This is a genomic window from Pseudomonas synxantha, assembly GCF_900105675.1.
Lineage (GTDB): Bacteria > Pseudomonadota > Gammaproteobacteria > Pseudomonadales > Pseudomonadaceae > Aquipseudomonas > Aquipseudomonas synxantha.
The window spans coordinates 694,231-713,452 of sequence record NZ_LT629786.1; the positions used below are offsets into that span (position 1 = coordinate 694,231).

Genomic DNA, 19,222 nt, shown 5'->3' on the forward strand with positions numbered 1-19,222 from the left:
CAATTTAGATAGCTTGGCTGCGGCGCGAAGCCGGCAACAATTTGGCAATGGGTTCGGCGCCGGCAGTGTGCTGGCCGAAATTGGCGTTATAGGTGGCGATGATTTCGCCGGCGATGGAAATGGCGATCTCCACGGGCAACTTGCCCTTCACCTCGGTGAGGCCCATGGGGCAGCGCATGCGTTGCAACTGCGCGGTGTCGAAGCCACGATCACGCAGACGGTGTTCGAATTTCACGCGCTTGGTCTTCGAACCGATCAGGCCGAAGTAGGCGAAGTCATTGCGCTTGAGCAGGGCGGCAGTGAGTTCCAGGTCCAGCGCATGATTGTGGGTCATGACGATGCAGTAACTGCCTGCTGGCAGGTCGGCAATTTCATCGACCGGCTCTTCGCTGATGATTTTACGCACGCCTTGGGGGATGTGCTGCGGGAACTCCTGATCGCGGGAGTCGATCCAGCGCACTCGGCACGGCAGGCTCGCCAGTAACGGCACCAGCGCACGACCGACGTGGCCGGCACCGAATACCGCAATCTGCGCCTGCACCTGTCCCATGGGCTCGAACAGCAGCACAGTCACGCCACCGCAGCACTGGCCGAGGCTGGCACCGAGGCTGAAGCGTTCCAGGTGGGTGGTCTGCTGGCCGCGGGCGAGCATGTCGCGGGCGAGCTGCATCGCCTTGTATTCCAGGTGCCCACCGCCGATGGTGTCGAAGGTATGGGCGGCGCTGATTACCATCTTGGAGCCGGCATTGCGCGGCGTGGAGCCGAGCTCTTCGATGATGGTCACCAGGACGCAGGGTTCGCCCTGGTCTTGCAGGGTGGCGAGGGCGCTGATCCAGTTGTTCATGTTCACCTCAACATTACTGTTGTCAGTTCGGCCGATGGCAGCGCCTCGGTCTAGAGCGAAGCCATCTCAGTTTCAGCCTCAATGGCCTTCACCGCCTGCACCTGCCGCATCTGCTCACACCCCCACAACACCCGCTCCGGCGTCGCCGGCGCATCGATCTTCGGCTGCTGGCGATAGTCAGCCAAACTCGCCACCGCATCCTTGATCGCGCACCACGAAGCAATCCCGAGCATGAACGGCGGCTCACCCACGGCCTTGGAATGAAACACCGTGTCTTCCGGGTTCTTGCGGTTTTCCACCAGCTTGACCCGCAGGTCCAGCGGCATGTCTGCTACGGCGGGGATCTTGTAGCTGGCCGGGCCGTTAGTCATGAGCTTGCCCTTGTCGTTCCACACCAGCTCTTCCATGGTCAGCCAGCCCATGCCCTGGATAAAGCCGCCTTCGACCTGGCCGATGTCGATGGCCGGGTTCAGCGAGGCGCCCACGTCGTGGAGGATGTCGGTGCGCAGCATCTTGTATTCGCCGGTCAGGGTGTCGACGATCACTTCGCAGCAGGCGGCGCCGAAGGCGAAGTAGTAGAACGGCCGGCCACGCGCCTGGCTGCGGTCGTAGAAGATTTTCGGGGTCTTGTAGAAGCCGGTGCTCGACAGCGAGACCTGGGCGAAATACGCCTGCTGGATCAACGTTTCGAACGTCAGGATTTGTTCGCGAACACGCACATGACCGTTGCGGAACTGCACGTCCGCTTCGCTGACGTCGTACTTGCGCGCGGCGAATTCCACCAGGCGCTGCTTGATGGTCTCGGCGGCATTCTGCGCGGCCTTGCCGTTCAGGTCCGCACCGCTGGAAGCGGCAGTGGGCGAGGTGTTGGGCACCTTGTCGGTGTTGGTGGCAGTGATCTGTACGCGGTCGATGTCCACCTGGAACACTTCAGCCACCACCTGGGCGACCTTGGTGTTCAAGCCCTGGCCCATCTCGGTGCCGCCGTGGTTCAGGTGGATGCTGCCGTCGGTGTAGATGTGGATCAACGCACCGGCCTGGTTAAGGAAGCTGGCGGTAAAGGAAATGCCGAATTTCACCGGGGTCAGCGCCAGGCCCTTTTTCAGGATCGGGCTGTGGGCGTTGTACAGGCGAATCGCTTCGCGGCGCTCGGCGTACTGGCTGCTGGCTTCGAGCTCGGCGGTCATCTCTTGGAGCATGTTGTGTTCGACGGTCTGGTAGTAATGGGTGACGTTGCGCTCGGTCTTGCCGTAGTAATTGGCCTTGCGCACCGCCAACGGATCGAGGGCCAGATGGCGAGCGATGGCGTCCATCACTTCCTCGATGGCGACCATGCCCTGGGGGCCGCCGAAGCCGCGGTAGGCGGTGTTGGACGCGGTGTTGGTCTTGCAGCGATGGCCGTTGACGGTGGCGTCGCCCAGGTAATAGGAATTGTCCGCGTGGAACATGGCGCGGTCGACAATCGAGTTGGACAGGTCCGGCGAGCAGCCGCAGTTACCCGCCAGTTCCAGGTTGATGCCGTGCAGGCGGCCGCTGTCGTCGAAGCCCACGTCGTATTCGATATAGAAAGGGTGGCGCTTGCCGGTCATGAGCATGTCTTCGACCCGTGGCAGGCGCATCTTGGTCGGCTGGCCGGTAAGGCGCGCCACCGCCGCGCACAGGCAGGCCGGGCTGGCGGCCTGGGTTTCCTTGCCGCCAAAACCACCGCCCATGCGGCGCATGTCGACCACGATCTTGTTCATCGACACGTCGAGTACTTCGGCCACCAGCTTCTGCACTTCGGTAGGGTTTTGCGTGGAACAGTAGACGATCATGCCGCCGTCTTCGGTGGGCATCACCGAGGAAATCTGGGTTTCCAGATAGAAGTGTTCCTGGCCGCCGATGTGCAGGGTGCCCTGGATACGGTGCTTGGCGCTCGCCAGCGCCGCGGCCGAATCGCCGCGTTGGTGGGTGTGGCTGTCGAGCACGAAATGCTTGTTGCGAAAGGCCTCGACTACATCCAGCACCGGCTCCAGGTCTTCATATACGATCACCGCCGCCATCGCCGCCTTGCGCGCAATCTCCAAGTCGCGGGCCGCCACGGCCAGCACCACCTGGCCGACGAACTGCACGGTGTCGATGGCCAGCAACGGGTCGCCGGGCATCAATGGGCCGATGTCTTTCAGGCCCGGTACGTCTTCATGGGTGATGACAATGCGCACGCCATCAAAGGCGTAGCAGGGCGCAGTGTCGATGCTGAGGATGCGGGCGTGGGCACGGTCGGACAGGCGCGCATACAGGTGCAACTGGTTGGGAAATTCCAGGCGGTCATCGATGTACTGCGCTTCGCCGCTGACGTGCTTGGCGGCGCTGTCATGCTTGACGCTGCGGCCGACCCCGGAGGTCAAGTTCTGGGCAAACAGCTCGGCCAGTTCGGCCTGGGTCTTTACGACGGCGTGATGGTTAGACATATGCGGTCACCCGAGTCTCGATGTGCGGCGTTTGCAGCTCGATGAAGTATTTGCGCAGCAGGTTCTGCGCGCTGAGCAGGCGGTATTCCTTGCTGGCGCGGAAGTCCGACAGCGGCGTGAAATCCTCGGCCAGGGCGACGCAGGCTTTTTCCACGGTGGCGCTATTCCAGGTAGCGCCCACCAACACGGCTTCGCAGCTTTTTGCGCGTTTTGGCGTGGCGGCCATGCCGCCGAAGGCAATACGGGCTTGGCTGATTACCCCATTGTCGATCTTCAAGTTGAAGGCGGCGCAGACTGCGGAAATATCATCGTCCAGGCGCTTGGACACCTTATAGGCACGAAACAGTGCATGGCCCTTGGGTACGATGATCTTCTCGATGAACTCGCTGTCCTGGCGGGCGGTGACGCGGTAATCGATGAAATAGTCTTCCAGTGCCAGGGTGCGACGGGTGTTGCCTTTGCACAGGACGATCTGCGCACCCAGGGCAATCAGCAGCGGTGGCGAATCACCAATCGGCGAGGCGTTGCCGATATTGCCGCCCAGGGTGCCCTGGTTGCGGATCTGCAGGGAAGCGAAGCGGTGCAACAGTTCGCCGAAGTCCGGGTATTCATGGTGCAGCGCGGCGTAGCAGTCTGAGAGGGCAGTGGCCGCGCCGATTTCCAGGCGGTCGTCGAAGTCCTCGATGCGCTTCATTTCTTCAATATTGCCAACGTAGATCATCACCGGCAGGGTGCGGTGGAACTGGGTGACTTCCAGCGCCAGGTCGGTACCGCCGGCCAGCAGGCGGGCTTGGGGGTAGGCATCGTAGAGGTCCGCCAGGTCGGCGACGGTCAGCGGCACCAGGCAGCGTTTGTCGCCGCTATTGAGTTCGCCGGTCTGGGTCGGTGCGATGCTTTTGAGACGGGCGATGGTGTCGGCCTGGCGACTGTCGAACTGGTCCAGGGGCTTGTTGCAGCAGGCTTGTTCGGCGGCGGCGAGGATCGGGCGATAACCGGTGCAGCGACACAGGTTGCCGGCCAGGGCTTCATGGGCTTTCTGGCTGTCGGGGGTGTCGCTGTTCTTTTGCAGGGCAAACAGTGACATCACAAAGCCCGGGGTGCAAAAGCCGCACTGCGAACCGTGGCACTCGACCATCGCCTGTTGCACGCTGTGCAACTGGCCCTGGTGCTTGAGGTCTTCGACGCTGATCAGTTGCTTGCCATGCAACGACGAGACAAAGGTCAGGCAGGAATTGAGGCTGCGATAACGAATCTGCTCGGCACCCTGATCGTTGGTGTGCAATTCGCCGACCACCACGGTGCACGCACCGCAGTCGCCGCTGGCGCAGCCTTCCTTGGTACCGGGCTTGCCCACATGCTCACGCAGATAGTTGAGCACGGTCAGGTTGGGGTCCAGGGCGTGCTCGCTACGGAGTTCCTGGTTGAGTAAAAACTGGATCACGGAAGGCCTCGCAGACTCATTATTGTTGTTAACCGCTTTGCGCCGAATCTAGTCACGTCTGACTTTTCGGTCAATGTTTTTCTGACTTAAGGGTCAAGAAAATGCGATCGCAACACTTTCAATTATGGTCCAGTCTTCTGGAACCGGCGTTTTGGGCGGCGTGCAGGCTTTCATCGTTGCTTATTTCATGCCAAATTCGCCACGGTGGGCGTAGCGCCATCAGCGGGCCAATGCGCTACACTGCCGCGCTTGTACCGATAGAAGATTTTGAAGGGAAAACATGACGTTCAAGGCGCCGGACAGTCTCGCCGAGCAAATTGCTCACCACCTCGCCGAACGTATCATTCGCGGCGATCTCAAGCCTGGGGAGCGGATCCAGGAACAGAAGGTCACGCTGGCGCTCAACGTCAGCCGTGGTTCCGTGCGTGAAGCCTTGCTGATCCTCGAGCGCCGCCACCTGATCGCGATCCTGCCGCGTCGGGGTGCCCATGTCACCGAGCTCACCGCGCACAAGGTGCAGAGCCTGTGCACCTTGATGGGCGAGATGTACATCCTGCTCGGCAATGCGGTAGCCGAAGGCTGGCAGACCCAGGCCGACATGGCGCCGTTCCTGCAGATCCAGCAACGCCTGCAAGCCAGTTACGAGCGCGAGGATATCCGCGCCTTCGTCGAAGAAAGCTTCAATGTGATGCGCGCCGCCTACCCCTTCGCCAACAATCCGTATCTGCAGGAAACCGTCGAGAACCTGCAACCGGCGATGAACCGCGCTTATTACCTGGCCCTGGACCAACGCAAGGCGTCCATGAGCGAATACCTGGCGCTGTTCGAGCAATTACTGGCCGCCGTACTGGCCCGTGACCTGGTGCAAATTCGCCTGGTGCTGTCGGCTTACTGCCAGCGCAGCAGCTCGCTGGTGATCGCTGCGTTGGCGGACGCCTAGACGTGCGGCTCAAGTGCATCAAATTGGCGGGGTTCAAATCCTTCGTCGACCCCACCACGGTGAACTTCCCCAGCAACATGGCGGCAGTGGTGGGGCCCAATGGCTGCGGCAAGTCGAATATCATCGACGCCGTACGCTGGGTGATGGGCGAGAGCTCGGCAAAAAACCTGCGCGGCGAGTCGATGACCGACGTCATCTTCAATGGCTCCACCAGCCGCAAGCCGGTGAGCCAGGCCAGCATCGAGCTGGTGTTCGATAACTCCGACGGCACTCTGGTCGGTGAGTACGCGGCCTATGCGGAAATCTCGATCCGCCGCAAAGTCACCCGCGACAGCCAGAACAGCTACTTCCTCAACGGCACCAAGTGCCGTCGTCGCGACATCACCGACATCTTCCTCGGCACAGGCCTGGGCCCGCGCAGTTATTCGATCATCGAACAGGGCATGATCTCCAAGCTGATCGAAGCCAAGCCCGAAGACCTGCGCAATTTTATCGAAGAAGCGGCGGGTATCTCCAAGTACAAGGAGCGTCGTCGCGAGACCGAAAACCGTATCCGCCGCACCCATGAAAACCTCGCCCGCCTGACTGACCTGCGCGAAGAGCTGGAGCGCCAGTTGGAGCGCCTGCACCGTCAGGCCCAGGCCGCCGAGAAGTATCAGGAATACAAGGGCGAAGAACGCCAGCTCAAGGCACAACTCTCGGCCCTGCGCTGGCAGGCGCTGAATGACCAGGTGGGCCAGCGCGAAGCGATCATTGGCACCCAGGAAATCAGCTTCGAAGCGCTGGTGGCCGAGCAGCGCAACGCCGACGCCAGCATCGAGCGCCTGCGTGACGGCCACCATGAACTCTCCGAACGCTTCAATCTGGTGCAGGGCCGTTTCTATTCAGTGGGCGGCGATATCGCCCGGGTCGAGCAGAGCATCCAGCACGGCCAGCAGCGCCTGCGCCAGTTGCAGGATGACCTGAAGGAAGCCGAACGCGCGCGCCTGGAAACCGAATCGCACCTGGGCCATGACCGCACCTTGCTGCTGACCCTCGGCGAAGAGCTGGACATGCTCACCCCCGAGCAGGAAATCACCAGCGCTGCCGCCGAAGAAGCCGCCGCCGCCCTGGAAGAAGCCGAAACCACCATGCACGGCTGGCAGGAGCAGTGGGACGCCTTCAACCTGAAATCGGCCGAGCCACGCCGCCAGGCCGAGGTGCAGCAGTCGCGCATCCAGCAGCTGGAAACCAGCATGGAACGCCTGGCCGAACGCCAGCGCCGTCTGCAGGAAGAGCGCGTATTGCTCGCCGCCGACCCGGAAGACGCGGCGATCATGCAGTTGAGCGAGCAACTGGCCGAAAGCGAAATGACCCTCGAGGAGCTGGAGGCCAGCGAAGAACAGCAAGTGGAGCGCTTGGAGCAACTGCGTCAGCAATTGCACACGGCAACCCAGGCGCAGCAGCAGGCCCAGGGGGATTTGCAGCGTCTCAATGGTCGCCTGGCATCCCTTGAAGCGCTCCAGCAAGCGGCGTTGGACCCTGGCACCGGCACGGCCGAATGGCTGCGCGATCAGCAGTTGGCCGAGCGCCCGCGCCTGGCCGAAGGCTTGAAGGTAGAGGCCGGTTGGGAGCTGGCGGTGGAAACCGTTTTGGGCGCCGATTTGCAAGCCGTGCTGGTGGACGATTTTGGCGGCTTCGACCTGGCCGGCTTTGCCCAGGGCGACTTGCGCCTGCTCAGCCCTGCGGCCGATGGCACGCGGGTGCCGGGCAGCTTGCTGGACAAGGTTGAAGCGGCGATTGACTTGTCGCCGTGGCTGGGCCAGGTCAAGCCGGTTGAGTCACTTGAGCAGGCCCTGGCCCAGCGCGGCCAGTTGGCGGCCGGCGAAAGCCTGATCAGCCGCGACGGTTATTGGATCGGCCGCCACTTCCTGCGGGTACGCCGTGCCAGTGAAGCCGAAAGCGGCGTATTGGCCCGTGGCCAGGAAATCGTCAATTTGACCGCCGAGCGTGAAGAGCGCGAAGCCACCCTCGAAAGCCTGGAAACCGAACTGCAAACCCTGCGCGCCACCCAGCGCCAGCAGGAGACCGGTCGCGAACACCTGCGCCGGCTGTTGCAGGACGAAGCGCGCCAGCAGGGCGAATTGAAAGCGCAACTGTCGGCGAGCAAGGCCAAGGTCGAACAACTGACCCTGCGCCGCACCCGCCTCGATGAAGAAGTGGCCGAGATGGGCGAGCAGCGCGCCCTGGAACACGAACAGATCGGCGAAGCCCGCCTGCAATTGCAGGAAGCCCTCGACAGCATGGCCCTGGACACCGAGCAGCGCGAGTTGCTGCTGGCCCAGCGCGACAGCCTGCGCGAACGCCTCGACCGCGTGCGCCAGGAAGCGCGCCAGCACAAGGATCATGCCCACCAGCTAGCGGTGCGCCTCGGCTCGTTGCGCGCCCAGCACGACTCCACGCGTCAGGCCCTCGAGCGCCTGGAGATGCAGTCCGAACGCCTGACCGAAAAGCGCGAGCAACTGAGCCTGAACCTGGAGGAGGGCGAGGCGCCATTGGAAGAGCTGCGCCTCAAGCTCGAAGAGTTGCTCGATAAGCGCATGACCGTCGACGAAGAACTCAAGACCGCGCAGATCGCCCTCGAGGATGCCGACCGCGAGCTGCGCGATGCTGAAAAACGCCGCACCATGGCTGAGCAGCAATCCCAGTTGATCCGCGGCCAGCTCGAACAGCAACGCATGGAATGGCAAGCCTTGACTGTGCGGCGCAAGACCTTGCAAGACCAGTTGCTTGAAGATGGCTATGACTTGCACGGCGTGCTCAACACCCTGACCGCCCAGGCCAACGAGAAGGACGCCGAAGAAGAACTTGAACGGATTGCCGCACGCATTCAACGCCTGGGCGCGATCAACCTCGCGGCCATCGATGAGTACCAGCAGCAGTCCGAGCGCAAACGTTATCTGGATGCCCAGGACGCCGATCTGGTGGAAGCCCTGGATACCCTGGAAAACGTGATCCGCAAGATCGACAAGGAAACCCGCAACCGCTTCAAAGATACCTTTGATCAGATTAATGGCGGTTTACAGGCGTTATTCCCAAAAGTTTTCGGTGGTGGCAGCGCTTACTTGGAACTGACGGGCGAAGATCTACTCGATACAGGGGTAACGATCATGGCGCGGCCTCCGGGCAAGAAGAACAGCACCATCCATTTGTTGTCCGGCGGCGAAAAGGCCCTGACCGCATTGGCCCTGGTATTTGCCATCTTCAAGTTGAACCCGGCGCCGTTCTGCATGCTCGACGAAGTTGACGCACCGCTGGATGACGCTAACGTGGGACGCTACGCTCGGTTGGTCAAAGAGATGTCCCAGACCGTGCAGTTCATCTATATCACCCACAACAAGATCGCCATGGAAATGGCCGATCAGTTGATGGGGGTCACGATGCACGAGCCGGGTTGTTCGCGATTGGTCGCGGTGGATGTGGAAGAAGCGATGGCGATGGTGGAATCCTGAGTCCAGCCAAGAGAGAGGATTTACGGCACGACGTAGGGTGGTTTACCGGTCTGGCGAAAGTGGCAAATGGACATATTTGTTCAAGGCATTTTGACAGACGGTGTAAAGTTGTCTTTGGTCGTGCTAGTTTAATGTCAATTTTTCGTGTGCGTGGGCAAAACGTCAGCCAGAACATAGAGTTGGCGCCACGTTTTAAAGCGGTTTGCACGGTGCTAAACCCCTTATTTTTCAGCATTTTTTATAGAGGCACGGGATTACATGGAAATCGGTCTGCGCGAGTGGCTGATCGTCATCGGCATTATTGTCATTGCCGGTATTCTTTTTGATGGCTGGCGCCGTATGCGCGGTGGCAAGGGTAAGCTCAAGTTCCGCTTGGACCGAAACCTGTCCAACCTGCCCGACGACGACGGCAGCGCCGAGCTGCTGGGGCCGCCCCGTGTGCTGGATACCCATAAAGAGCCGCAACTGGACGAGCACGACTTGCCGTCGATGAGCGCGCCGGTGCGTGAAGCTCGCGAGCCGTCGTCCAAGCGCGGCAAGCGTGGCAGTGCAGCGGTAGCCGAACCGCACCAGGGCGACCTGAACCTCGACGTCGATGATGGCCCGAGCTTCAGCAGCCGCGACAACGATTTCCCCGACGAGACCCCGACCAAAAGCGCAGCGCGCCAATCGGTGAACGATCAGCCGGCCGCCGAAGAAGTCTTGGTGATCAGCGTGATCTGCCGCGATGCCGGTGGTTTCAAAGGCCCGGCACTGTTGCAGAACATCCTTGAAAGCGGCCTGCGTTTTGGCGAGATGGATATCTTCCACCGCCACGAAAGCATGGCCGGCAATGGCGAAGTGCTGTTCTCCATGGCCAACGCGGTCAAGCCGGGCACCTTCGACCTGGACGATATCGACCTGTTCAGCACCCCGGCGGTGAGTTTCTTCCTCGGCCTGCCGGGCCCGCGTCACCCGAAACAAGCGTTCGACGTGATGGTGGCGGCGGCCCGCAAGCTGTCCCAGGAACTCAACGGCGAGCTCAAGGACGACCAACGCAGCGTCCTGACCGCCCAGACCATCGAACACTACCGTCAGCGCATCGTCGAGTTCGAGCGTCGCGCCCTGACACAGAAACGCTGAGGTTCGATCATAAGCGTTGTCTGTAGAATCCATGCACTAACATATTGAGCAGCTTCGGCTGCTCTTTTGCTTTATGAGAGAACACCCATGACCGCCGCCCATACCCGCATTCTCGAACTGCGCGCTGAACTGGATCAGCACAACTATCGCTACCACGTGCTCGACGAGCCGAGCATTCCGGACGCCGAGTACGACCGCCTGTTCCACGAGCTCAAGGCCCTGGAAGCCGAGCACCCGGAACTGGTGACGCGCGATTCTCCGACGCAGCGGGTCGGCAGTGCAGCGCTCTCGGCGTTCACCCAGGTCAAGCACGAGATCCCGATGCTCAGTCTGGGCAACGCCTTTGATGAAACCACCATGCTCGAATTTGATCGCCGGGTCACCGAGGGCCTCGACCTGCCGGTGGGCGATCTGTTCGGTGCTGGCGCGGCGGTGGAGTACAGCTGCGAACCAAAGCTGGATGGCCTGGCGGTCAGCCTGCTGTACCAGGATGGCGAGCTGGTGCGCGGCGCTACCCGTGGTGATGGCACCACGGGCGAAGACATCAGCGTCAATGTGCGCACCGTGCGCAATATCCCCTTGAAGCTGCACGGCAGTGGCTGGCCGGCCACCCTGGAAGTGCGTGGCGAAGTGTTTATGTCCAAGGCCGGTTTCGAGCGCCTGAACGCCTCGCAACTGGAAGTCGGCGGCAAGACTTTCGCCAACCCGCGCAATGCTGCGGCCGGCAGCCTGCGCCAGCTGGATTCAAAGATCACCGCCAGCCGCCCACTGGAATTCTGCTGCTATGGCATCGGCCAGGTGACCGCAGATATCAGTGATACCCATATCGGTAATCTCAAGCAGTTGCAAAAGTGGGGCATGCCGATCAGCCACGAGCTGAAGCTGGCCAAGGGCATCCAGGAATGCCTGGACTACTACCGCGATATTGGCGAGCGGCGTAATGCGCTGGGCTATGAGATCGACGGGGTGGTGTTCAAGGTCAACAGCATCGCCGCCCAGCGTGAGCTGGGGTTCCGCGCCCGTGAACCGCGCTGGGCCATCGCGCATAAATTCCCGGCGATGGAAGAGTTGACCGAGTTGCTCGACGTGGAATTCCAGGTCGGCCGTACCGGCGCCGTGACTCCAGTGGCGCGCTTGAAACCGGTCAAGGTGGCCGGTGTGACCGTGGCCAACGCTACCTTGCACAACATGGACGAAGTGGCACGCCTGGGACTGATGATCGGTGACACGGTGATCATCCGCCGCGCCGGTGATGTGATCCCACAAGTGGTCTCGGTAGTCACCGAGCGTCGCCCGGAACACGCCCGTGCGGTGCAGATCCCCGAGAGCTGCCCGGTGTGCGGCTCCCATGTCGAGCGCACGCAGTTGGTCAAGCGTAGCAAGGGCAAGGAAACCGTCAGTGAAGGCGCGGTGTACCGTTGCGTCGGGCGCCTGGCTTGTGGCGCGCAGCTCAAGCAGGCGATCATCCATTTCGTCTCGCGTCGTGCCATGGATATCGACGGCCTGGGTGACAAGACTATCGAGCAACTGGTGGATGAAAAACTCATCGGCTCGCCAGCGGATCTCTACAAGCTCAAGTATGAACAGATCATTGACCTGGAAGGCTTCGCCGACATCTCCAGCAAGAAGCTGATCAGCGCCATCGAAAACAGCAAGGCGCCAACCCTGGCGCGCTTTATCTATGCCCTCGGCATTCCCGATGTGGGCGAGGAGACCGCCAAGGTGCTGGCGCGCTCCCTGGCTTCGCTGGAGCGTGTGCAGAAGGCTTTACCGGAAGTGCTGACGTACTTGCCGGATGTGGGATTGGAAGTGGCCCATGAGATCCATAGTTTCTTTGAAGACGACCACAACCAGGAAGTAATCGGTGCGCTGTTGGCAGCGGACGAATGCGGCCTGCAATTGCAGGACCAGGGCGACCTGAGCGCCGAATTCGCTGCCAGCACCACCTTGGGCGGCTTGCTCGACAAGCTGCACGTGCCTTCCGTAGGGCCGGGCGCCGCGCAGAAACTCGCGGACAAGTTCGGCACCCTTGAAGGTGTGATCAAGGCTGACTGGCTCGACATGCGCCAGGCGCTGCCCGAGAAGCAGGCCAAGGCCGTGCGCGACTTTTTCGACAATGCCGACAACGCCCATCGCGCCCTGGCCATCGAGCAACAGCTCAAGGACTTCGGCATGCACTGGCAGAGCGAGAAGAAGGTGGTCGAAGGCTTGCCGGAAGCCGGGCACACCTGGGTGCTTACCGGCTCCCTGGAGCTGATGAGCCGCGATGTGGCCAAGGACAAGCTCGAAAGCCTCGGCGCCAAGGTGGCCGGTTCCGTCTCGGCGAAAACCCACTGCGTGGTGGCCGGGCCGGGCGCTGGATCGAAATTGGCCAAGGCCAGTGAGCTGGGCATCAAAGTGCTGGACGAAGAAGCCTTCGTGGCCTTCCTGGCCAAGCACAACATCAGCGTCTGAAACGCGCTGACTGATCGTTCCCACGCTCCGCGTGGGAATGCATCCGGTGACGCTTCGCGTCACGACTCAAGCGCGCCCAAGCCGTCGTTCCCACTCAAAGTGTGGGAACGTTCTCTCACGGAAAATGATCTAGTCTTGGTCACCCCAGGGAGAGCCCGCCATGTTCCGCTACTTCGAGCAACTCAGTTCGCGCATCGCAGCGCCGTTCATGGCCCAACCCTCGCGCAACAGCAAGGTGTGGCAATGCCGTTGCGGCCAGTCTTTATTCTTCCGTAACAGCCAATGTCTGGCCTGCCAGGCGGTGTTGGGTTACCTGCCGCAGCAAAGCCGCCTGTCCTCCCTGCAACCTGGCCCTGTGATTGGCACTTGGCTGGCGGACGATCATCTCGATGCCGGTGCTTTTCGACGCTGCGCCAACCTGGATACCCCGGCTGCGTGCAACTGGCTGATCCCCGCCCACAGCACCGCCAAGCTGTGCGTAGCCTGCAGCCTGAACCGCACCATTCCCGATCTGTCGATTGCGCAAAACCCCGAACGCTGGCGCAAGGTCGAAACCGCCAAGCGCCGGCTGGTGGCACAGCTGATCAGCCTGGGCCTGCAAGTGGTGCCCAAGCGCGTCGATGAAGACACTGGCCTGGCCTTCGACTTCATCGGCATCGACCTGCAAGGCAACGCGCCCACCACTGGTCATGCCAACGGCCTGATCACCCTGGACATCAAGGAAGCCGACGACGCCCACCGAGAAAAAGTCCGCGTACAGATGCACGAGCCGTACCGCACCTTGCTTGGCCATTTTCGCCATGAAGTCGGCCACTATTACTGGGATCGCCTGATCGCCCACAGCCACTGGCTTGAACCTTTTCGCGCCCTGTTCGGCGACGAGCGTGCCAGTTATGCCGACGCCCTCGACCAGCACTACCAGAACGGCCCGCGCCCGGACTGGCAACAAAACTGCGTCAGTGCCTACGCCACCATGCACCCATGGGAAGACTGGGCCGAAACCTGGGCCCACTACCTGCACATGATGGATGCGGTGGACACTGCCCTGGGCTTTGGCATGAGCGCCCGCGAGATGGACCTGGATTACCAGCCGTTCGCCCTGGCGACGCTGTACGATCCCGGGCATCCTGGCGGCCCGGCATTCCTCAGCTTCGTCAACGCCTGGATTGAGCTGGCCGGCATGCTCAACGAACTGTCCCGCGCCATGGGCCAGCCGGATTTCTACCCCTTCGTGCTGCCCTCTGCGGTGATCGCCAAGTTGCACTTTATTCACCTGGTCATCCAGGAAGAGGGCGGCAGGGCCGATGCGGTCCTGCAGGCACAATGATTAACCCCTGTGGGAAGGGGGCAAGCCTCCACATTAAATAGCGCAATTGTTGAACGCCATGGCAAGTACTTGAAGCTTCTCATTTTTTACGGTTGTAACTTCCGATGAGAACGGTACAATGGCGCGGCTTGCCGAGAGGCCAGCGTCGTTATGGTGACCCCATCGGTCCCCCCGCAACGATTACCCGTGAACCTGGTCAGAGCCGGAAGGCAGCAGCCACAGCGGGAACATTGTGTGCCGGGGTGTGGCTGGTGGGGTTGCCTCCATAACGCTCCCTCCTGCGATCCCTTCTTCGACTCCAATTCATATTTGCTGCCCTGCCAGTCATCTGTGACGCCGGTTGCACAGCGCATGACGGTCATCTCTCGACCAGTGGCATACTCCCAAGCGTCTCTTTCCCCTGGCTACGAGGCTATATGCACTCGGAACATTTTGATTTATCCAGCCCTGTGTTCTTGCCGATCACCGATGAAACCTGTGCGGGTTTGTTGGCTGGCGACGGTGCAGGGGCGCTCGTCGCCCTGAGTGAGCCGGAGCTGGCGGCCGTGCTGGTTATCCAGAATCTGGCGCAGGTGCCGGAAAGCGACCTGAGCGCCAGTGGCGCTGAAAAAGTGTTGGCCAAGCTCATTGACTGGGCGGTAGAGGCCAGCCATTCGACGAGCGTGTCCCTGTTGTCGGAAGCACAGCGGCTGTTCGACCAAAGGAAGCTGTACTTCGGTCTTAATGTGGTCAAAAGCCTCAAGCTGCGCTTTCTGCTGGCGGAGGAGGTACAGGCGCGAGACTACCTGCTGCCCAGCGGCAAATGGGACGTCGAATATAAAGTGCGCCACCTCAAGGCAAATGACCCGTTCAGCAAACAGATGGTCACGCCCCGGCACCACGAACGCTGGTTGAGCGCCGAGCAAGACAAGCTGGTCAGGACCTTCCGCGCCAACTTGAACGAAGACCTGCATGTCCAAGGCTACGCGGGCATCGGTAAGAGTCATCTGCTGGTGGCCTTGATGGAGCACCTGCGTCCGGAAAAAACCTTGTTGCTGGCGCGTACCCCGGCAAAACTGGAAACCCTGCGTGCGCGCATGGTGGGCGTTCGCGAGCGAAAGGCCGGGCAGACCTTCTACGCCTTTGCGCATACCTTGTTGCATGGCCCAAGGCCCAAGCCGCTGGATACCCAAGCAAGGGCGCCGAGCAAGCAGGCACTGGCCCAGGAGCTGAATATCTTCGGTTTCCGGCGTTTGGAGGGGCAAGCGGTGGTGGATGTCTGTCTCAAAGTGCTTGAAGCCTACTGCCGCTCCTGGGAATACAGCCTGTCGGCGAAGCATTTGCCGCATTTCAAGCAGCCGCTGTCCGTCGTCGACTCGCGGGCACTGCTCGAATACGCCAGCCGGTTGTGGAGCTACCTTGAGGCGAATCCGGCCTGGGGCAGCCAGACCGGATTTGAAGCCTTGTTGATGATCAAGCGCGCCAGCCTTGCCGGCTGTGTGGTGCCCGAGCGCTATACCCACGTGCTCATCGACGAGAGCCAGGACATTCCGGCGCCGCTGCTGCAGATGATCGAGCGCGGCCGCCAGGTGCTGGTCACCCTGGGCGACGAGTACCAGCAGGCCAGTGGTGGGGTGGTCAAACGTGCCCGTGAGGTTCGCCACACGGACATTTGCTACTCCGTGCGTTCCGGACGCAACGTCGAGCGCCTGGTCAACCCTTTGATCAGCCAGCATTCGGATAAAAGCAAAGTGCTCTTTGAGGGCGCGCGGGACGCCGACGTCGGTATTGAGTTTTATCCGCAGGGTTTCGTGCCGCCGCAAGGTTGCGTGGTGCTGACCGCATCCTATTGGGACACCATGAAGTGGGCCATGCAACTAAGTGACGCCCGTTGTGCATTCGGCCTGGCGAGTAAAGAGGCGCAGCAGTCACTCAAGTATTTCATGGACACGGTCATCGCGTTGTTCAAGCCAGATTTCTATAGCAACGAGTTCAATGACAGTGGCCCTCATCCTTTTTTCAGCGATATGGCCGATTGGCAGCAAGTGCGCGAGGCATGTCAGTTCGATGAGGCGTTTCTTTGGGTTGAGGCCGAGTTGGAAAAAGGCTTTAACCTGGCTGACGTTACACGTTTGAACCGGCTAAGCGGCCATCCGCACGAGCGCTGCCTGCTGATGCTGGCGCAAGATGCGGGCGGGCTGGAGTTCGAACGGGTGCTGCTTACCCCCGAGTTGTTGACCAATGTGAAGTTCCAGGACGCCTATGCGTTCGACCAGCGACTGTGTGCGGTGTATATCGCGATTTCCCGAGCGACTCAGCAATTGTATCTGCCCTACGATGTGGTTGAATGGATCGACTACCACAAGTATCAGAAAACCCGAGAGTTGCACGGTTACTGACGGATTTAACCGGGCCATTTCACAACTTTCAAAACGCCCTCTGGACAATTCGCATACCGCCTTGCTAGCTTGCGCCAGCCACTTGTTTCAGAGTATGACAAGGGCACGGATTTGATATTGAAGTGCTATCACTTCTTTCACTCACAAGGATGTCTGTCATGAAGAGCCTGCAAGGGTTGCCTCGTCTTATCAGTGCTTCAGTAGGCGCTCCCGGTAAAGCCCGCAACTTGCCCGCCGATGTTCAGTGCATCCAGTACCTATTTAACTTGATCATTCCCAAGATGGGCTTTGCCTTGCAGGAAAACGGCAAGTGCGACGGCCAGTTGGTGCAGTGCATCAGTCAGTATCAGTTCCGCCATCTCAAATACGCCCATCCAGATGGTGTGATCGACCCCACGGGGCGCACGTTCAACAGTCTGATCGAAGAGGCGGTAAAGGTACCGGTGAAGGCCTTCCCGACCATGCGCATTCCGACTTTTATCAATGTGTTTGGCAATAACAACGTCGATGCGGTGCAGGCCACGGTGAACGTCTATCTGGACCGTGTGCGTGCGATGATCGAAGCCGAGCGGCGTAACCGCCAGTTGATGCTCCAGGCCACCTGCGACGGCGGTACCACGCTCAGCGATACGGATTTCCAAAATGCCGCCAAACAACTTGGCAACGGCATCTCGGTGAATGTGGTCAAGGCTTTCGCTACCGTGGAGTCCGGTGGGAAGGTGGGATTCGGGCCCGCCAAGTTGCCGATCATCGCCTTCGAAGGCCACCACTTTCGCAAGTACACCAAGCACATCTACGACCAGTCGCACCCGCTGCTGTCGTACATCTACAAGAAAAAAGCCGGGCCGCAGTGGCAGACCAACAACAAGGACCAGGTCAAGGCCTGGGAAACCATGGCTACCGCATTCGCCCTGGACCAGGAGGCGGCATTGATGTCGGCGTCCTGGGGCATGTTTCAGGTCATGGGATTCAACTTCGCATCCTGCGGTTTCAAGACGGTGTTTGAGTTAGTCGCAGCGTTGAAAGTGAACGCCGGTAATCAACTCAAGGCCTACATCAGCTTTTGCAGCAAGAGCACGGCGTTGATGAGTGCGATGAAAAACAAGGATTTCACGGCCATGGCCCGCAACTATAACGGCGATGACTACGGCAACTATGACGTGTTGATGAAACAAGCCTACGAAGCCTTTGAAGGGAAGAAATAAGATGATTCGTTTTCTGGCGATGGGCGTGTTGTCGTTATGCACGGTGGCGTCGGCACTGGCTGGCTCGCCAACCTTGCATTCGGGCAAGTACGAAGGGTTGATGCTGGCGGTAACGCCTGGGCATCAGGTCGAGGGTTTCTACGCCGAGGCGATGGGCGAGGGCGTGAGTCGCCGTTGCAGCTTCTACCTGCAAGGCAAGCCTGAGGCGCTGACCACCTGGCTGGACGCCGCCTACCCTGGCAGTGTGGCTGTGGCGTCCGACGGCGTGATCCTGACGGTGGAGCAGGGCCGTCAACACCCCGGCTGTATCAACGTGCTGATGCCGGAAATCGCCACCGGCCTGGACCTGACCCGGACCGCCAGCAAAAAGTGGATCGGCCTGGTGACCGTATCCGCCGACAAGGCTTACCTGCTGAAAACCCCGGGGGCGAAGGTCGCCAAGCGTCCCTACATCGTCAAGGATGATGTGGTGGGTGTGCTGGCGTTCAAGGATGGCTGGGCGCAGGTGGAGTTTATCAATGCTGACGAGCGCTCCTTTACGGGGTGGATCAGCCAGGGCCAGTACGCACGGTTGGTTGCGCCGAAGCTCTGAGAAGCTCTGAAATGTGGGAGGGGGCTTGCTCCCGATGAGGAAGGGTCAGCTAGCACCTTTATTGATTGACCCACCGCTATCGGGAGCAAGCCCCCTCCCACATTTAGGAATGTGTCAGCCAAAGGTCTCGCGCAGTAGCCCGGCGAATGCATCCCGTGCCAGGTGTCGCTGGGTGTCCTTGTGCCAGAACAGCAGGTTGTCCACCGCCGCCAGTTCGTCAAACCGATAGGACGCCAGCTGATTGGCCTGCTCATAGCGCGCCAGAATACCCTCGGGCGCCAATGCCACGCCAATCCCCGCGCTGACGCAGCCGATGATCGTGCCCCAACTGGCGTAGCTGGCAATCGCCGGCTTGAAGTCATGGGGCTTGAGCCAGTTTTCCAGGGCGGCGCGATAGGGGCAGCCTGGCGGCCATACCAGCAGCGTGCGGCCGGCCAGGTCCTCGGCGCTGTCGATAGGTGCACTGGAGGCGCTGGCAATCAACACCAGGCGCTCGCTGTAGACCACACTCTGCTCCAGCTTTGTACGTTTGCCACCGGCGGCCACCAGGGCCACATCCAGGCGATGGTGTTGCAGGTCGTCCAGCAATTGCGCCCAGGCGCCGGTGACCAGTTCCAGGCTGACCTCGGGGTAACGTCGGTGATATTCCGCCAGCAGCGGTGGCAGGCGACCGCTGGCGCTGGATTCCACCGCACCGATGCGCAAGGTGCCACGGGGAATGGCGTTGGCATCCACCGCACGTTTGGACTCATCCACCAGCGCCAGAATGCGTTCACAGTAATCCAGGAAGATCTCACCCGCAGCACTGATCGCCAACCCGCGGCCGGCGCGGATAAACAGCGGCGTGCCCAACTCGTTTTCCAGCTGCTTGATGCGCGTGGTGATGTTGGACGGCACACAGTGCAACTGCAAGGCAGCCTGGGCCACGCTGCCGGTTTGTGCCACGGCGCGCACCATTTTCAGTTGGGCCAGTTCCAT

Annotated in this window: 12 protein-coding genes and 1 other RNA gene; 9 read left to right on the forward strand and 4 right to left on the reverse strand. The window is 60.8% G+C overall.

Annotated elements, in window-relative coordinates:
• Positions 1 to 4: 4 nt before the first annotated feature.
• Genes xdhC through xdhA form a run of 3 tightly spaced genes read right to left on the reverse strand, consistent with a single transcriptional unit; the run spans position 5 to position 4,735 of the window.
• Positions 5 to 844, reverse strand: a complete 840-nt coding sequence (xdhC, locus tag BLU48_RS03350; protein ID WP_057023121.1) for a xanthine dehydrogenase accessory protein XdhC — start codon at positions 842 to 844, stop codon at positions 5 to 7.
• A 50-nt stretch (positions 845 to 894) separates the two neighbouring features.
• Entirely contained in the window at positions 895 to 3,294 is a 2,400-nt protein-coding gene (gene xdhB / locus BLU48_RS03355) for a xanthine dehydrogenase molybdopterin binding subunit (protein WP_057023120.1), read from the reverse strand.
• On the reverse strand, positions 3,287 to 4,735 hold the full coding sequence (xdhA, locus tag BLU48_RS03360) for a xanthine dehydrogenase small subunit (RefSeq protein WP_057023119.1): 1,449 nt from the start codon (positions 4,733 to 4,735) through the stop codon (positions 3,287 to 3,289). The genes xdhB and xdhA overlap by 8 nt, the downstream gene beginning before the upstream one ends.
• A 280-nt stretch (positions 4,736 to 5,015) precedes the next feature.
• Between xdhA and BLU48_RS03365 the strand changes: the two genes are divergently transcribed.
• The 9 genes from BLU48_RS03365 to BLU48_RS03405 all read left to right on the forward strand — a co-directional run bounded on the left by BLU48_RS03365 (position 5,016) and on the right by BLU48_RS03405 (position 18,244).
• Positions 5,016 to 5,675 (forward strand): GntR family transcriptional regulator, encoded by a 660-nt coding sequence (locus BLU48_RS03365; RefSeq protein WP_046071681.1) that lies wholly within the window; start codon positions 5,016 to 5,018, stop codon positions 5,673 to 5,675.
• Positions 5,676 to 5,677: 2 nt separating this feature from the next.
• On the forward strand, positions 5,678 to 9,166 hold the full coding sequence (gene smc / locus BLU48_RS03370; RefSeq protein WP_057023118.1) for a chromosome segregation protein SMC: 3,489 nt from the start codon (positions 5,678 to 5,680) through the stop codon (positions 9,164 to 9,166).
• A 258-nt stretch (positions 9,167 to 9,424) separates the two neighbouring features.
• Positions 9,425 to 10,288, forward strand: a complete 864-nt coding sequence (gene zipA, locus BLU48_RS03375) for a cell division protein ZipA (RefSeq protein ID WP_046071683.1) — start codon at positions 9,425 to 9,427, stop codon at positions 10,286 to 10,288.
• A gap of 87 nt (positions 10,289 to 10,375) precedes the next feature.
• Positions 10,376 to 12,742, forward strand: a complete 2,367-nt coding sequence (gene ligA / locus BLU48_RS03380; RefSeq protein WP_057023117.1) for an NAD-dependent DNA ligase LigA — start codon at positions 10,376 to 10,378, stop codon at positions 12,740 to 12,742.
• A gap of 160 nt (positions 12,743 to 12,902) precedes the next feature.
• Positions 12,903 to 14,069: a zinc-binding metallopeptidase family protein gene (locus BLU48_RS03385; protein ID WP_057023116.1), complete on the forward strand. Its 1,167-nt coding sequence runs from the start codon at positions 12,903 to 12,905 to the stop codon at positions 14,067 to 14,069.
• A gap of 160 nt (positions 14,070 to 14,229) precedes the next feature.
• An RNA gene (gene ffs / locus BLU48_RS03390) (signal recognition particle sRNA small type) lies at positions 14,230 to 14,326 on the forward strand.
• Positions 14,327 to 14,485: 159 nt separating this feature from the next.
• Positions 14,486 to 16,447, forward strand: coding sequence for a hypothetical protein (locus BLU48_RS03395; RefSeq protein WP_057023115.1), 1,962 nt, complete (start codon positions 14,486 to 14,488; stop codon positions 16,445 to 16,447).
• A 158-nt stretch (positions 16,448 to 16,605) separates the two neighbouring features.
• A complete protein-coding gene (locus BLU48_RS03400; RefSeq protein ID WP_057023114.1) occupies positions 16,606 to 17,652 on the forward strand; it encodes an N-acetylmuramidase family protein in 1,047 nt (348 codons plus the stop codon).
• A 1-nt stretch (position 17,653) separates the two neighbouring features.
• Positions 17,654 to 18,244 (forward strand): hypothetical protein, encoded by a 591-nt coding sequence (locus tag BLU48_RS03405; RefSeq protein WP_057023113.1) that lies wholly within the window; start codon positions 17,654 to 17,656, stop codon positions 18,242 to 18,244.
• A gap of 114 nt (positions 18,245 to 18,358) precedes the next feature.
• Here the strand turns inward: BLU48_RS03405 and BLU48_RS03410 are convergent, their stop codons facing one another.
• Complete coding sequence (locus BLU48_RS03410; protein ID WP_057023112.1) at positions 18,359 to 19,222, reverse strand: LysR family transcriptional regulator; 864 nt, start codon at positions 19,220 to 19,222, stop codon at positions 18,359 to 18,361.

Excerpts from the sequence above, each read along its gene's own strand:
- xdhC (WP_057023121.1), bottom strand. The coding sequence starts at position 844 with ATGAACAACTGGATCAGCGCCCTCGCCACCCTGCAAGACCAGGGCGAA.
- BLU48_RS03385 (WP_057023116.1), top strand. The coding sequence starts at position 12,903 with ATGTTCCGCTACTTCGAGCAACTCAGTTCGCGCATCGCAGCGCCGTTC.
- BLU48_RS03395 (WP_057023115.1), top strand. The coding sequence starts at position 14,486 with ATGCACTCGGAACATTTTGATTTATCCAGCCCTGTGTTCTTGCCGATC.
- xdhB (WP_057023120.1), bottom strand. The coding sequence starts at position 3,294 with ATGTCTAACCATCACGCCGTCGTAAAGACCCAGGCCGAACTGGCCGAG.
- ligA (WP_057023117.1), top strand. The coding sequence starts at position 10,376 with ATGACCGCCGCCCATACCCGCATTCTCGAACTGCGCGCTGAACTGGAT.
- BLU48_RS03410 (WP_057023112.1), bottom strand. The coding sequence starts at position 19,222 with ATGGAACTGGCCCAACTGAAAATGGTGCGCGCCGTGGCACAAACCGGC.
- BLU48_RS03365 (WP_046071681.1), top strand. The coding sequence starts at position 5,016 with ATGACGTTCAAGGCGCCGGACAGTCTCGCCGAGCAAATTGCTCACCAC.
- BLU48_RS03405 (WP_057023113.1), top strand. The coding sequence starts at position 17,654 with ATGATTCGTTTTCTGGCGATGGGCGTGTTGTCGTTATGCACGGTGGCG.
- BLU48_RS03400 (WP_057023114.1), top strand. The coding sequence starts at position 16,606 with ATGAAGAGCCTGCAAGGGTTGCCTCGTCTTATCAGTGCTTCAGTAGGC.
- zipA (WP_046071683.1), top strand. The coding sequence starts at position 9,425 with ATGGAAATCGGTCTGCGCGAGTGGCTGATCGTCATCGGCATTATTGTC.